Raw genomic sequence first — 14,927 nt, 5'->3', positions numbered from 1 at the left:
CTAAAATCCATTCGAATTTTATCTTTAGGCTTGAACTATTCTTGAGCATATCCATTCACAAACTACTTCATTAGCAAAGCGATAATCTTCCAGAGGCAGGATGGCTTTGATCTTACGAATACCAAAGTTGGTGTCCGGACAAAGATCACAAGCCAACCTAGCAGGTGGCACATGGAAGAGCATGAATACTTGAAGTACAAACCAATTTCTAAAGAACCTTTTCGCATTGCCAAAGTCATTTGTGCATTGAGAGGCTCCCGCCGGCACGCCAAGGCCGGAGCCGACGGATCCGAGCCTTACACGGAACTGATCGAACTTCATGAGCGGCGGGGTATCCTGTCGCGCACACGGCCTCCCGACCGACTTTCCTTCCTAAGCAATCAAACCGGCACCTCAGCGATCGAATTCGCAATTGTCGTTCCGGTCTTCATCCTCCTCGTGTTCGGGATGATCGCCTACGGAATCTATTTCGGTGCCCTGCACTCCGTCCAGCAAATGGCAGCCGATGCGGCCCGCACAGCAATCGCGGGTCTCGACGAAGCCGAGCGCAAGACGCTCGCGCAGAGATACATCGATCTCAACGCCGACGGATACGTGTTCATCGACAGGAAGAAGCTCGTCGTCGACGTCAAGGACAGCGACAAGGACGGGCAGCAGTTCGTGGTCGCCTTGCGCTACGACGCGAGGCAGCTGCCGATCTGGAATCTCCTGCCAATCCTGCCCCTGCCCGAGCAGACCATTTCCCGATCGTCGACAATAAGGGTGGGAGGCATCTGAATGCACAGGGCAATTCTGAACAAGATTGGCGCGTTTCGGCGGGCCTGCCGGGGCAACATCGCGACGATGTTCGCGCTGACGCTGCCGATCGGCCTCGCGGTCGCAGCCTTCGCGGTCGATGAAGGGTCGCTCTATGTCGAGCGTCGGGAAGCACAGTCGATCACCGACCTCGCGGCCATCTACGGTGCCGCGAACATCGGCAAGGCCAACGAGGCGGTGCTGAAGGCATTCGCCAACAACGGCAACGGCGATGTGTCGCTTGTCGGAAATCTCGACGTCGAGCCCACCCTGGTGGGCTACAAGCAGGTCCTGGTGGAGAAGGGCCACTACGCAGCCGATCCAAGCGTCGCCGCCATGCAGCGGTTCGTCGCGGGCGCAACACCCTTCAATGCGGTTCGCGTTACCTTCCGCAAGGACGGCACCACTTATTTCGCCGGTGCGCTGCTGGGCGAACGCCAGATCGTCACCACCGCGGTCGCCAGCGCGCCGGCGGAGGCGGCGTTCTCGGTGGGGTCACGCTTGGCGAGCCTCAAGGACGGCGTGCTCAACGGCATCCTCGGCGGACTGCTGGGCACGAACCTGTCGCTCAGCCTGATGGACTACAACGCGCTCGCGGCGGTCGACGTCAATGCGCTCCAGTTCATGGATGCGCTGGCGACAGAACTCAAGATCACGGCCGGCACCTACAACGACGTCCTGAAATCGGAAGCGACGGTAGGCCAGATTGTCTCCGCGCTTGCCACCACGACGACGGACAAGGCGGCCGACGTCGCGCTCGCCAAGCTCTTGGGCGCCAATGTCTCGCAATCGCTGAAGGTGCCGCTGTCGCACTTCCTGGACCTGGGCCAGGTCGGCAAGCTCGCGCTTGGCAAGGGCGCTTCGGCGTTCGACGCCAAGGTTGGCGTGATGGAACTGATCGGCGCAGCCGCGGCCATCGCCAATGGGAAGAACCAGGTTGCGGCGAACATCGCCGCCGGACTGCCGCCGCTTGCCGCCGTCACCGTCAACGTCGCCATCGGCGAGCCGCCGCAGGGCGGCACATGGTTTGCCATCGGCGAAGCCGGCAAGATCATCAGGACCGCGCAGACCAGGCTGAAGATCGAAGCCGCAGTCGGGTCGAGCGGCCTGTTGGGCGGCAATCTCGGCACCTCGATCAGGCTGCCGCTCTACGTCGAGCTGGCCTACGCTGAAGCCCAGCTCAAGAGCGTTTCCTGCCCCACCGGCAAGCCGGCAAGCGCCATCGTCACCGTTGCAGCCCAGCCCGGCGTGGCGGAGGTGTGGCTCGGCGACATCAACGCCGCCGACCTGAAGGTCTTCACCAAGAAGCCGGTGGTGCAGCCTGCGAAAATCGTCCACGCCGGTCTCGGACTGATCAGGGTCGACGTGACCGGGAGCGCCCATATGAACATCGGCAACATGTCGCCGTCGACCAGGACCTTCACCAAGAGCGATATCGACAACCGGGTCGTAAAGAACGTCTCGTCCCGCAACCTGACGCAGTCGCTGACGGCCTCGCTGATCGGCGATCTGTCGCTTGGAGTGAAAGTCGACCTGCTGGGTCTCATCCCCCTAGGCTTGTTCGTGCCCAGCGAAAGTGCGGTCAAGACCACGGTCACCAGCCTGCTCAGCGGCGTGACCGCACCGGTCGACGAGCTGATCTACAACACGCTGATGCTTCTGGGCGTGAAGGTCGGCGAGGCCGACATCCGCGTCCATGGCGTAAACTGCGGCCGGTCGGTCCTGGTGCTCTGAACGTGGACGGGTCCGGAGATCGATCAGATCTCCGGACCCGTCCGTTGTCGATCGAAAACCTGTTCAGTCAGGCGGACTGGCGGAACTTCGTCTCGTCGATCGCAGCCGCCATCAGGGTCTTGGTATAGGCTTCGCGCGGATTGCCGAAGATCTCGTCCGTCGGCCCCTCCTCGACGATCTTCCCCTGCTTCATGACGATGATGTAGTCCGACATTGCGCGGACCACCGCGAGATCGTGGCTGATGAACAGGTAGGACAGGTCGTGATCGGCCTGCAGCTTGCGCAGCAATTCGACGATCTGCTTCTGCACGGAGCGGTCGAGCGCCGATGTCGGCTCGTCGAGCACGACCACCTTCGGCTTGAGGATCATCGCCCGGGCAATGGCGATGCGCTGCCGTTGCCCGCCCGAGAACTCGTGCGGGTAGCGATTGCGGGCCGCGGGATCGAGACCGACCTCGCGCAGCGCCTCGACGGCGCGAGCGTCCCGATCCTTGCCGGACAGCGACGGCTCATGCACCAGAAGCCCCTCGGTGACGATCTGGCCGACCGTCATGCGCGGCGAGAGCGACCCGAACGGATCCTGGAAGACGAGCTGCAGTTCGCGCCGCAGCGGCCGCATTTCACCCCGGTCGGCCTTGGAAAGATCGTGGCCGGCGAAGCGGATCGATCCTTCGCTGGGCAACAGCCTGAGCAGTGCCCGGCCGAGCGTCGACTTGCCGGAGCCCGACTCGCCGACGATGCCGATCGTCTGCCCGCGCTTCAGCGTCACCGAAATCCGGTCCACCGCCTTCAACAGCATCGGCGGACCGGCCAGGAAGCCGCCACCGATCTTGAACTCGACCTCGACATTGCGTCCATCCATGAGAACGGGGGCGCTGTCGGGCGGTGCAGCCTTGCGGCCCGTCGGCTCCGCGGCAAGCAGCATCTTGGTGTAGTCGTGCCTGGGATTAGCGAAGAGTTCGTCGGTCCGCCCCTCCTCCATCACCTCGCCCGAGCGCATGACATAGACGCGGTCGGCGAAGCGCCGGACGATGCCGAGGTCGTGGGTGATGAAGACGATCGCCATGCCGAGCTTCTTCTGAAGCTCGGCAAGCAGGGTCAGGATCTGCGCCTGGATGGTCACGTCGAGCGCGGTCGTCGGCTCGTCGGCGATCAGGATGTCGGGGTCGTTGGCGAGCGCCATGGCGATCATCACGCGCTGGCGCTGGCCGCCCGACATCTCGTGCGGGTAGGATTTCAGGCGCCGTTCCGGATCCGGGATCTTGACCAGCTGCAGCAGCCTGAGGGCTTCGCTGCGAGCTTCCGCGGCACTCAGCCCGCGATGGCGGCGGATCGGCTCCATCAGCTGGTTGCCGATCGTGTAGAGCGGATCGAGCGAGGTCATCGGCTCCTGGAAGATCATGCTGATCTTCCGGCCGCGGACCTGGTTCAGTTCCGACTTGCTGAGCGTGAGCAGGTTCTTGCCGCGGTATTCGACCGCCCCCTTTGCCTCGCCGTTGGAGGCGAGAAGGTTCATGGCCGCCATCATCGTCTGGCTCTTGCCGGAACCAGACTCGCCGACAACGGCAACCGTCTCGCCGGCATCGACGTGGAGGTTGATGCCCTTGACCGCATCGACCGCCCCGTCGAGCGTGCGGAAACGGACGCGCAGGTCCTTGACCGAAAGGATGGTTTCGCTTGCCATCGCCTCACCTGTCCTTCGGATCGAGGGCGTCGCGTAGCCCGTCGCCGATGAAGTTCAGCGCGAACAGCGTGGACACCAGGAAAAAGGCGGGGAACAGAAGCAGCCAGTTGGCGGTGCCGATGTTCTTCGCGCCGACGGAGATGAGCACGCCCCAGCTCGTCATCGGTTCCTGCACGCCGAGCCCCAGGAAGGACAGGAAGCTCTCCAGGATGATGACCTGCGGCACCAGCAGCGTCATGTAGATCACCACCGGTCCGAGCAGGTTGGGGATCACGTGCCTCTGCACGATGCCGCGCGATCGCACGCCCAGCGCTTCCGCCGCCTGCACGTATTCCTGCCTGCGGATCGACAGCGCCTGGCCGCGAACGATGCGCGCCATGTCGAGCCACAGCACCGCTCCCACTGCCAGGAACATCAAGACGAAGTTCCGCCCGAAGAAGACGACGAGCATGATGACGAAGAAGATGAACGGCAGCGAATAGAGCACGTCGACGATGCGCATCATGACCTCGTCGGTCTTGCCGCCCATGAACCCGGCCGTAGCGCCGTAGACGACACCGATGACCACCGCGACGATGCCGGCGAGCAGTCCGATCGCAAGCGAGATGCGGCCCGCCATCAGGGTTCGCGACAGCAGGTCGCGGCCGGTATTGTCTGTGCCGAAGAGGAAATACTGCTGCTTGATCGAGGCGCCGACCACCATCGACAGCCCGTCGGCAGACTTGCTCTCGACCTTGCCGCCGTCGAACGTGTCGGAACGGTCGACGTAGCGGACGTTGCGCTCATCGATGGGCTTGGTCGAGCTGAGCGTCATGAACACCTGCTCGCCCTCCTGGCGCCAGTCCTTGAGGTCCACGCGCATGCGCCTGACCACGTCATTCAGGGCGGTTTCGACCATCTCCGGCTTCGGATAGGCCGAAAGGCTCGGCGGCGTGCGGACGTAATCGGCGTAGATGGTCGTGTACTGGTGCGGCACGAAGAACGGACCGGCGATACAGACGACGGCCATGAAGATGAGGTAGAACAGGCTGAACATCGCGGCCTTGTTGGCCTTGAGGCGCGCCCAGGCGTCAGCCCATAGGGAACGCCCGACGACGGGCGTGGCGATGGCGGTATCAGTCATAGCGGACCCTCGGGTCGAAGACCGCGTAGAGAATGTCGACGATCAGGTTGAAGGCGATGGTGAACAGCGCGATGACGACGACCGTGCCCATGACGAGCGTGTAGTCGCGGTTGAGCGCCGCATCGACGAAGTAGCGCCCCACGCCCGGAATCGCGAAGATGGTCTCCACCACGATCGAGCCGGTCAAGAGGGCCGCAGCTGCGGGGCCCGCATAGGAAACGATGGGCAGAACGGCACCGCGCAAGGCGTGCTTGACCACCACCGACCAATTGGAAAGCCCCAGTGCCTTTGCCGTGCGGATGTGATTGGAGCGCAGCGACTCGATCATCGATCCGCGCATCAGGCGCGCGACGATGGCAATCTGCGGTAGCGACAGGGTGATGATCGGCCCGATCTTGTTGATCAACGCACCGTCGCCCCATCCGCCGATCGGCAGCAGCTTCCAGGTCAGGCCGAACAGAAGCTGGATGACAGGCGCGATCACGAAGGTCGGTATGGTGCTGCCCGCGGTCGCCACTGCAATCACCGAATAGTCGCCGAACTTGTTCTGGTTGAGCGCAGCGATCACGCCGAGCACGGTGCCGACGGCGAGCGCGAGAAGCAGGGCCGAGCCGCCGAGCTCAATCGAGATCGGCAGGCCCTTGGCGAAAAGCTCGGTGACGGTGAAGTCCGGCAAATTGTAGCTCGGGCCGAAGTTACCCTGCAGCAGGTTCTTCAGATAGTTGACGTATTGCAGCCAGAGCGGGTCGCCGAGACCGAACTGCGCTTCGAGATTTGCCTTGATTTCGGGACTGAGGCCCCGCTCCTGGTTGAAGGGGCCGCCAGGGGCGACGCGGATCAGGAAGAAGGCAAGCGTGACGATGACGAACATCGTCGGGATCGCGGTCAGAAGCCGCCTGAAAACATAGAGGAACATGGTACCTACGCCTCGCAAGAAACCCCGGGGAACCGCTGCCCCCGGAGCGGGGGCAGCGGATATGCCGGGATTATTCCTTGCTCATGAAGCGCGTCGGATGCACGTCCATGACGTTCTCGTCAAAGCCCTTGAGCTTCGGCGAAACGAGGTTCTTGTAGCTGTAGTACAGGATCGGAATGAAGCCGGTGTCCTCGAGCACGATCCGCTCCGCTTCCTGCAGATCCTTCATCCGCTCTTCCGGCTTGCCGCCAGCAGCAGCCGCCTTGTCCATGGCTTCCTCGAACTTCGGATTGTTATAAACCGAATAGTTGTTGCCGCTCGCCTTGCGCGCCACGCCGAGGAAGGTTTCCGGATCCTTGTAGTCGGCAATCCAGCCGACGCGGGCCGTGTCGAAATCGCCCTTCTGCTCAAGATAGCCGTAGTGGGTCTTGGTGTCGGTGTTGACCAGAGACACTTCGATGCCGAGCGGCTTCAGCTGCTCCTGGATCGCGACCGCCGTGTTCTTATGGTTCTCCGACGTGTTGTAGCGGATCTCCATCTTCAGCGGCTTGTCTGGACCATAGCCGAGCTTTTCCAGGATCTTCTTGGCTTCGTCCTCGCGGTCGATCTGCGACATGTTCGCGTACTCCGCCGCTACCGGCGTGTAACCCTCGATCCCGGGGGGCACCATCGTGTAGCTGGGAAGCATCGAGTTCTGCCAGACCTTCTCGGCGATGAAATCGCGGTCTATCGCCATCGAAACCGCCTTGCGAAGCTCGAGGTTCGACCACGGCTCCTTGTCCCACTTCATCGCGTAGTAGTAGGTGCCGAGCTGGGCGCCGACTCGCAGCTGATCGCCAAACTTGGCCTTCAGGTCGGCCATCTGCTCGGTCGGGATGTCGTCGTTCGAGTCGAGTTCGCCGGCCTCGAAGCGCTTGATCGCTGTCGAGCGGTCTTCCGTCGGGATGTAGTTGACGACGTCGATCTTGACGTTGGCTGCATCGTAGAACTTCGGGTTCTTGACCAACTTGATGCGATCGTTGGGGATGAACTCGGCAAGCGTGTAGGCGCCGTTCGAGACGAGATTGCCCGGCTTGATCCAATCAGCACCGAGCTTCTCGATGGCTGCCTTGTTGACCGGATAGGCTGCCTGGTGGGTCAGCATTTCGAGGAAATACGGCGTCGGGGCCTTCAGCGTCACTTCAAGCGTCGACGGATCGACCGCCTTGACACCGATCTCCTCGGGCTTCGCCTTGCCGGTATTCACCTCTTCGGCCTTCACGATTGGGTAGAGCATCGAGGCGTATTCGGCTCCGGTCGCCGGATCTTCGAGACGACGGAACGAATAGACGAAGTCGTCGGCCGTCACCGGGCTGCCGTCTGACCAGGTCGCGCCCTGGCGCAGTTTGAACGTGTAGACCAGCCCGTCGTCCGAGACGGTCCAGCTTTCGGCGGCACCAGGAATGAGGTTGGCGTCCTTGTCCTGCATGACCAGGCCGAGGAACAGATCGCGCAAGATATGCGCCTCATAGACCGTCGACGTCTTGTGCGGATCAAGCGATTCCGGATCGGCGGAATTGCCGCGGTTGTAGACCACTTCGGCAAAAGCCGGCATCGACACCGCACCGGCGGCCAGCGCCAGTGTCGTGGCAAACACAGTCGCTTTCAGCAAGTTTTTCAGCATGACTTCATTCTCCCAAGTCGGCGTGTTCCCCGTAGACACGGCCTCGCCTAGTTGCGCCCGAATGCCGGACTTGGCCGGCTTCGTTGAGCGGGCTGGCGTTCCCAAGCGCCAGCGGTGGCTGAACACTATCTACGACAATTTCTTATTTCAACACGACTCGTGCTCACCTAAAGTCAACCTGAGCGCCTTCAAAACAAGCGTCCGATAAGATAACCGAGCGGCGGGATGACAAGCCCGTCCCCCCGCTGTTCCCCGCCCGAGCCCGGGAAGTCGACTTTACCGAGGCTGGAATCCTTGCCGATCAGGGGCACCAGCACCTCTCGATCGGAGAAGTTGAAGGCGCAGATCAGTCTTTGGCCACCAGCGGTGCGCACAAAGGCCAGCACGTCGTCGTTGGCCTCAAGCAGCGAAATCGAGCCGTGGATAAGCTCGGGATGCTGGCGGCGCGCCGCCAGCACGGCGCCATAGTGCGACAGAATCGATGCCCGATCGCGCTGCTGCCGATCGGCTGCTAGAGCCCGATGTTCGGCAGGGATCGGCAGCCACGGCTTGCCATCGGTAAAGCCACCCTGTTCCGCCTGGGCGTCCCAGACCATCGGCGTGCGGCAACCGTCGCGGCCCTTGTAGCCCGGCCAGAAACGGATTCCGTAGGGGTCGCGCAGATCCTCGAAAGCGAGTTCCGCCTCGCCGAAGCCAAGCTCCTCGCCCTGGTAGATGCAGATCGATCCGCGCAGGCAGGCGAGCAGCGCTATCGAGAACCTGGCCACTGCTCCGGGGTCGCCTCCGGGCCGGGTCCAGCGGGTCACGTGGCGGATCACGTCATGGTTGGAGAAGGCCCAGCACACCCAGCCGTCGGCTACCGCGGCCTCGAAGTCGGCGACGCATTTGCGCACATGTCCGGCCGAGAACTTCGGCCCCAAGAGGTCGAAGGTGTAACACATGTGCAGCTTGTCGCCGCCCGACGTGTAGTTGGCGACCGTCTGCAGCGAGCGCTCGCCGTCGCCCACCTCGCCGACCGAGGTGCGGCCATCGAATTCGTCCAGCAAGGCACGGAAACGCTTGAGGAATTCGATGTTCTCGGGGCGAGTCTTGTCGAACAGGTGATCCTGGTATTCGTAGGGATTCTTCTCGTCGATCTCGCCCGAGACGCTCTTCTCCAGCGGCGGATTGTCCCGCAGCCACTTGTCGTGAACGTAGAAATTCACCGTGTCGAGGCGGAAGCCGTCGACGCCCCTGTCGAGCCAGAAGCGGACCGTTTCCAGCAGCGCCTCCTGGACTTCCGGATTGTGAAAATTGAGATCGGGCTGCGAGGCGAGGAAGTTGTGCAGATAATACTGCCTGCGCGTCGAATCCCACTCCCAGGCGGGACCGCCGAAGATCGACATCCAGTTGTTGGGCGCGTTGCCGTCCGGCTTCGGGTCTGCCCAGACGTACCAGTCGGCCTTTTCATTGTCGCGGCTGGCGCGGCTCTCCACGAACCAGGGATGCTTGTCGGACGAGTGCGACAGCACCTGGTCGATGACGATCTTCAGGCCGAGCCGATGCGCCTCGGCGACCAGCGCATCGAAATCGGCGAGCGTGCCGAACATCGGGTCGACGTCGCAATAGTCCGAGACGTCGTAGCCCATGTCGGCCATCGGCGACTTGAAGAAAGGCGACAGCCAGAGCGCATCCGCGCCGAGCGCCGCTATGTGCGGCAGGCGGCGCGTGATGCCGGCTAGGTCGCCGCTGCCGTCGCCGGTCGAGTCCTGAAAGGAGCGCGGATAGACCTGGTAGATGACGCAGCCGCGCCACCAATCATCGCCCTTGCTTGTCGCCTGCATCGTCATTGTCCTTTCGCTTCCGCGCCAACCGGCAACTCGCGCGCGAAGCCGACGCTGCGGGCGGGCACGGCAAGCTTGCCTCCCGCAGCCCCGGGGCCGCCTGCCGCTTTCCGCCAATCGAAGCCTTCGCGCTGGGGCAGGACGAAGGAGGCGCTGCGGCGGGCGCCATTGACCAGCACCGCCAGCCGCCCCCCTTGAGGCATGCCGCCTCCCAGCAGCATGGCGAGGCGATGCCGGTCTGGCTCGCGCCAGTTGGCGGCGCTCATCGGTCGGCCCGCCTCGGTGAGCCACTCGACATCCGCGACCGTCCCGCCGTCAGGCGCCGCGCCGCTCAGAAAGCCAAGCTCGCCAAGGGCCGGGAAGTCGCGCCGCAGCGTGGAGAGCGATGCGACGTAGTCCTCCAGGCCGGTGTCGCGCTCGGCCCAGTCCAGCCAAGTCAGTTCGTTGTCCTGGGCGTAGGCGTTGTTGTTGCCATGTTGCGTGCGGCCGAACTCGTCGCCGGCGGTCAGCATGATCGTGCCGCGCGAGGCAAATAGGGTCGCCAGCAACGCGCGCATGTCAGCCTCCCGCTCGGCCGCTATCTCTGGATCGCGGCTCTCACCCTCGACGCCGTTGTTCCAGGAGAAATTCTCGTTGTGGCCGTCGTGGTTGTGCTCGCCGTTGGCCTCGTTGTGCTTGCGTTCGTAGCGCACGATGTCGGCCAGCGTCATGCCGTCATGGGCGGCGACGAAATTGACCGTCCGCGTGCGCGCGCTGCCACCGAAGACGTCCGACGAGCCGGCGAGCCGCGTCGCCAATGCGCCGACCATGCCGCGGTCGCCGCGCCAGAAGCAGCGGACGTCGTCGCGATAGCGGTCGTTCCATTCGAGAAAATTCTGCGGGAAGCCGCCCAGCCTGTAGCCGTTGTGGCCGATGTCCCACGGCTCGGCGATCAGCACGCGGTCGCCGATGACCGGGTCGTCGCACATTGCCTGCAACAATGGGGCGTCCGCTCTGAACTCGCCGCCGACCCGGCCCAGGACGGTCGCAAGGTCGAAGCGGAAGCCGTCAACGCCGGCATGGAGGACAAAATGCCGGAGGCTGTCGAGGATCAGTTCCCGAGCGACGGGATGGTCGCAGGCGATCGTATTGCCGGTGCCGGTGTCGTTGACATAGGTGCCGGGATCATCCGCCGTTGAGCGATAGTAGGCCCGGTTGTCGAGCCCGCGCAGCGACAGCGTCGGGCCGATCTCGTCGCTCTCGGCGGTATGGTTGAACACCAAATCGAGGAGAACGCCGATGCCAGCGTCGCGAAGTGCCGCCACCGCCTCGCGGAGGTCATCAATGCCATTGGGCGCAAGCCGCGGATCGAGCGCCATGAAGCTCACGGGGTTGTAGCCCCAGGCATTGCTCAGCCCGAGGGCCGGCAGGTGCCGTTCGTCCATCGTCGCGGTGACCGGCATCAGTTCGACCGCCGATACCCCGAGCTTGACGAGGTGCTCGATCACGATCGGCTCCGCAAGCGCACGGATCGTGCCGCGGAGACGTTTCGGCACCCCCGGATGGGCCATCGTGAAAGCGCGAACCGGCACTTCGTAGATCAGACCGCCGGGCCGAAAGACCGGTGCGGTCCGTTCAACTCGCTGCAGCGTCTGCAGCACCGCCTTCGGCATCAGCGCGGCTGTATCCGTCCCCTCGCCGCGCCGCGCCGCCAGCCTGCCGTCGTAGCGGTAGGGCCGGTCTATACGGACCGCATAGGGATCGACCAGCATCTTGTCTGGATCGAACCATAGGCCCTCATCGGGCGCGTAGGCACCATCGGCGCGGAAGCCGTAACGGGTCCCTTCCCCCAATCCCGGAACTGTCAAGGCGAAGACGCCATCGCCTTCGCCTTCAAGCTCCAGCCGATCGGTCTCGGCCCTGCCGTCGGCGTCGAAGAGCGACACCCACATCCGTTCCGCCGCGCCCGACCAGGCGGCGAAGCGGATGCCGCCATCGGCTACGGTCGCGCCCAAAATCGAAGCGGCGCGAGATGTTGTCATCGGGCAGGACGCGTGCGGTTAGCCGATCTCCCCCCTTGTGGGGGAGATGCATCTCCCCCACAAGGGGGGAGATCGGCCGTCATCAGCCGTATCACGTAATCACGCTCGGCTTGTCGCGGCCGGTGTGGCCGCGGATGCCGGCAATGTCCTCGGCTGCCTGGATCAGGTCGGCGAGTGCCGCCTGCGTGTCGAGGCCATGGCGCGCCGGATCGGGCTCGAAACGCTCGATGTAGACGCGCAATGTCGCGCCCGAGGTGCCAGTGCCCGAGAGGCGGAAGACCACACGCGAGCCGCCCTCGAACAGGATGCGGATGCCCTGGTTCTTGCTCACCGAACCGTCGACCGGATCGTTGTAGGCGAAGTCGTCGGCGCTGGCGATCTCCATGCCCTGCACGCTGGTGCCCGGCAGCGAGGCCAGCCTGGCGCGCAAACCATCCACCAGGGCGTTGGCGCGGTCGGTCTCGACCTCCTCGTAGTCGTGGCGCGAATAATAGTTGCGGCCGTAGGTCGCCCAGTGCTTGGCGGCGATGTCCTTGGCGCTCTCGCCGCGCGCGGCCAGGATGTTGAGCCAGAGCAGCACGGCCCACAGCCCGTCCTTCTCGCGCACGTGGTCGGAGCCGGTGCCCGCACTTTCCTCGCCGCAGATCGTCGCCATGCCGGCATCGAGCAGGTTGCCGAAGAACTTCCAGCCGGTCGGCGTCTCATACATGCCGATGCCGAGCTTCTCGGCCACCCGGTCGGCCGCGCCACTCGTTGGCATCGAGCGCGCGATGCCCTTGAGGCCAGCCTTGTAGCCCGGCGCCAGGTGGGCGTTGGCGGCAAGCATCGCCAGCGAATCCGAAGGCGTGATGAAGATGCCGCGGCCGATGATCAGGTTGCGGTCGCCGTCGCCATCCGAGGCCGCGCCGAAGTCCGGCGCATTCGGCCCCATCATCTCGTCGTAGAGGTCCTTGGCGTGCACCAGGTTCGGGTCGGGATGGTGGCCGCCGAAATCCTCGAGCGGCACGAAGTTGCGCGCCGTTCCCTCGGCAGCACCCAGGCGGCGTTCGAGGATCTCCTTGGCATAGGGCCCGGTGACCGCATGCATGGCGTCGAAGGCCATGCGGAAGCCCGACTTGAACAGCGCACGCAGCGCATCGAAGTCGAACAGGCTTTCCATCAGCTCGGCATAATCGGCGACGGGGTCGACGACCTCGACCTTCATGCCGCCAACCTCGAAGGTGCCGAGCTTGTCGAGATCGACCGGTCCGATGTCGGCGATCTTGTAGCTTGTGATCGCCTTGCTGCGGGCAAAGATTGCGTCGGTCAGCTTCTCGGGTGCCGGACCGCCGTTTTCGGCATTGTACTTGATGCCGAAATCCTCGCGCGGGCCGCCGGGATTGTGACTTGCCGACAGGATGATGCCGCCGAAAGCCTTGCGCTTGCGGATGAGGTTGGAAGCGGCGGGCGTCGACAGGATGCCGCCCTGGCCGACGACCACGCGGCCGTAGCCGCTGGCGACCGCCATGGCGATCACCTTCTGGATCACCTCGCGATTGTAGAAGCGGCCGTCGCCGCCAACGACAAGCGTCTTGCCGGCAAAACCCTCGAGCGCGTCGAACACCGACTGCACGAAGTTCTCGACATAATTCGGCTGCTGGAAGGCGGGCACCTTCTTGCGCAGGCCGGACGTGCCGGGCTTCTGGTCGTTGTAGGGCGTGGTGGAGACAGTACGAATCATTCAGGCATCCCTTTTTGAGAGAAGCTTGCCATAAAGTGCGGCGTATTTCCGGGCACTGCGGTCCCACGACACTTCCGACTTCATCCCCTGTTTCTGGATTGCAGCCCAGGCGCTCGGGTCGGCATGGAGCGCATTGGCCCTGAGGATCGCGTGGTGGAAGGCACCGGCATTCTCCGGAGTGAACTGGAACCCGGTCGCAACGCCTGCCGCCACCGCTGCCTCGTTGGCGTCGATGACGGTGTCGGCCAGCCCGCCGGTCCGCGCTACCAGCGGCACGCAGCCATAGCGCAGGCCGTAGAGCTGGGTCAGGCCGCAGGGCTCGAAACGCGACGGGATCAGGATGCCGTCGGCGCCGCCCTGCAGCAGGTGCGACAGCGCCTCGTCATAGCCGATGACGACGCCGACGCGCCCACGATGGCGGGCGGCAGCGGCCAGCAGCGCGCCTTCGAGGCCGGCGTCGCCGGAGCCCAGGATCGCGATCCGGGCTCCGGAGGCAACGATCGGGTCGATGATCGCCGCAAGGATGTCGATGCCCTTCTGCCAGGTCAGGCGGCTGACCACGCAATAGATCGGCCCATCCTCGCGGTCGAGGTGCATGCGCTCTTCGATCGCGCGCTTGTTGGCCTTGCGCCCCTTCAGGCTCTTGGCCGAATAGGTGGCGGCCAGGTGCGTGTCGGTCTCGGGGTTCCAGATGTCGTCGTCGATGCCGTTGACGATGCCTGACAGGTCGGCCGAGCGCAGGTTGATGAGCCCGTCCAGCCCCATGCCGAAGGCGGGCGAGCGGATTTCCTGCGCATAGGTCGGGCTGACCGTCGTGATCGCCCAGGCTGCCTGCAACCCGGCCTTCAGAAACCCGACGCCGCCGTAATATTCGACGCCGTCGAGCGCCATCGCCTGCGGCGGCAGGCCGAGGCCCGAGAAGATGCTGGCGCCGAACTGGCCCTGGAAGGCGAGGTTGTGCACCGTCATCACCGACGGCACGTTCGCCGCCTCGCCATAGCGCATGTAGGCCAGCGTCATCGCCGACTGCCAGTCATGGGCGTGCACGATGTCGGGCTTGTAGGCGGCAACGACGCCGGCGGCGATGTCTGCGCCGACGCGACCGAGGGCTGCAAAGCGCTTCCAGTTGTCCTGCCAGTCGGCGCCGGCGGCGTCGCCATAAGGCCCGCCCGGCCGGTCGAAGAGATGCGGCGCGTCCAGCACCAATAGGTCGAGCCCGGCCACCTGCGCTGCATGGACCGTCGCCTTGCCGCCCTGCAACGCCGTGTACTGATGCACCGCCTTCTTCTTTTTGAGCGCCGCCATCACCCCCGGATAGCCCGGCACGAGGCTGCGCATCTCGACGCCCAGCCCGGCCAAGGCGGGCGGCAGCGCGCCCGTGACGTCGGCCAGCCCGCCCGTCTTGATCAGCGGAAATATCTCGGGCGTGACCGAAAGAACCTGCACCG

10 protein-coding genes are annotated in these 14,927 nt (G+C 64.2%); 2 read left to right on the top strand and 8 right to left on the bottom strand.

Going from position 1 to position 14,927, the window contains the following annotated elements; translation table 11 throughout:
• Nucleotides 1–171: 171 nt before the first annotated feature.
• Together AmiPiv_RS01975 and AmiPiv_RS01970 are read left to right on the top strand one after the other, a co-directional pair.
• The gene (locus tag AmiPiv_RS01975; RefSeq protein WP_340035567.1) at nt 172–777 is read left to right on the top strand and encodes a TadE/TadG family type IV pilus assembly protein; all 606 of its coding nucleotides are present in this window, start codon (nt 172–174) and stop codon (nt 775–777) included.
• A complete protein-coding gene (locus tag AmiPiv_RS01970; RefSeq protein WP_340035566.1) occupies nt 778–2,529 on the top strand; it encodes a pilus assembly protein TadG-related protein in 1,752 nt (583 codons plus the stop codon).
• Nucleotides 2,530–2,596: 67 nt separating this feature from the next.
• Here AmiPiv_RS01970 and AmiPiv_RS01965 read toward each other — a convergent pair whose 3' ends face one another.
• From AmiPiv_RS01965 to glgA, 8 genes are all read right to left on the bottom strand, one after another.
• Nucleotides 2,597–4,213: an ABC transporter ATP-binding protein gene (locus AmiPiv_RS01965; protein WP_340035565.1), complete on the bottom strand. Its 1,617-nt coding sequence runs from the start codon at nt 4,211–4,213 to the stop codon at nt 2,597–2,599.
• A 4-nt stretch (nt 4,214–4,217) separates the two neighbouring features.
• Nucleotides 4,218–5,336 (bottom strand): ABC transporter permease, encoded by a 1,119-nt coding sequence (locus AmiPiv_RS01960; RefSeq protein WP_340035564.1) that lies wholly within the window; start codon nt 5,334–5,336, stop codon nt 4,218–4,220.
• Nucleotides 5,329–6,252 (bottom strand): ABC transporter permease subunit, encoded by a 924-nt coding sequence (locus AmiPiv_RS01955; protein WP_340035563.1) that lies wholly within the window; start codon nt 6,250–6,252, stop codon nt 5,329–5,331. Before AmiPiv_RS01955 ends, AmiPiv_RS01960 begins: the two co-directional genes overlap by 8 nt.
• A gap of 70 nt (nt 6,253–6,322) precedes the next feature.
• Complete coding sequence (locus AmiPiv_RS01950; RefSeq protein ID WP_340035562.1) at nt 6,323–7,915, bottom strand: peptide ABC transporter substrate-binding protein; 1,593 nt, start codon at nt 7,913–7,915, stop codon at nt 6,323–6,325.
• Nucleotides 7,916–8,103: 188 nt separating this feature from the next.
• Nucleotides 8,104–9,738, bottom strand: a complete 1,635-nt coding sequence (bglA, locus tag AmiPiv_RS01945) for a beta-galactosidase BglA (RefSeq protein ID WP_445206881.1) — start codon at nt 9,736–9,738, stop codon at nt 8,104–8,106.
• A gap of 2 nt (nt 9,739–9,740) precedes the next feature.
• Nucleotides 9,741–11,759 carry a glycogen debranching protein GlgX gene (gene glgX, locus AmiPiv_RS01940; protein WP_340035560.1) on the bottom strand — a complete coding sequence of 673 codons (2,019 nt, stop codon included), beginning with the start codon at nt 11,757–11,759 and terminating at the stop codon, nt 9,741–9,743.
• A gap of 91 nt (nt 11,760–11,850) precedes the next feature.
• Complete coding sequence (locus AmiPiv_RS01935; RefSeq protein ID WP_340035559.1) at nt 11,851–13,479, bottom strand: alpha-D-glucose phosphate-specific phosphoglucomutase; 1,629 nt, start codon at nt 13,477–13,479, stop codon at nt 11,851–11,853.
• The gene (gene glgA / locus AmiPiv_RS01930; protein ID WP_340035558.1) at nt 13,480–14,925 is read right to left on the bottom strand and encodes a glycogen synthase GlgA; all 1,446 of its coding nucleotides are present in this window, start codon (nt 14,923–14,925) and stop codon (nt 13,480–13,482) included.
• Between the last annotated feature and the right edge of the window lie 2 nt (nt 14,926–14,927).

Source organism: Aminobacter sp. Piv2-1 (genome assembly GCF_037625995.1).
Lineage (GTDB): Bacteria > Pseudomonadota > Alphaproteobacteria > Rhizobiales > Rhizobiaceae > Aminobacter.
The sequence above is the reverse complement of the archived record's forward strand: the minus strand, read 5'-3'. Positions and strand labels throughout refer to the sequence as shown.

Bases quoted from the DNA above. Each gene is read 5' to 3' on its own strand.
- AmiPiv_RS01955 (WP_340035563.1), bottom strand. From the start codon at position 6,252: ATGTTCCTCTATGTTTTCAGGCGGCTTCTGACCGCGATCCCGACGATG.
- glgX (WP_340035560.1), bottom strand. From the start codon at position 11,759: ATGACAACATCTCGCGCCGCTTCGATTTTGGGCGCGACCGTAGCCGAT.
- bglA (WP_445206881.1), bottom strand. From the start codon at position 9,738: ATGCAGGCGACAAGCAAGGGCGATGATTGGTGGCGCGGCTGCGTCATC.
- AmiPiv_RS01960 (WP_340035564.1), bottom strand. From the start codon at position 5,336: ATGACTGATACCGCCATCGCCACGCCCGTCGTCGGGCGTTCCCTATGG.
- AmiPiv_RS01970 (WP_340035566.1), top strand. From the start codon at position 778: ATGCACAGGGCAATTCTGAACAAGATTGGCGCGTTTCGGCGGGCCTGC.
- AmiPiv_RS01975 (WP_340035567.1), top strand. From the start codon at position 172: ATGGAAGAGCATGAATACTTGAAGTACAAACCAATTTCTAAAGAACCT.
- AmiPiv_RS01965 (WP_340035565.1), bottom strand. From the start codon at position 4,213: ATGGCAAGCGAAACCATCCTTTCGGTCAAGGACCTGCGCGTCCGTTTC.
- AmiPiv_RS01950 (WP_340035562.1), bottom strand. From the start codon at position 7,915: ATGCTGAAAAACTTGCTGAAAGCGACTGTGTTTGCCACGACACTGGCG.
- AmiPiv_RS01935 (WP_340035559.1), bottom strand. From the start codon at position 13,479: ATGATTCGTACTGTCTCCACCACGCCCTACAACGACCAGAAGCCCGGC.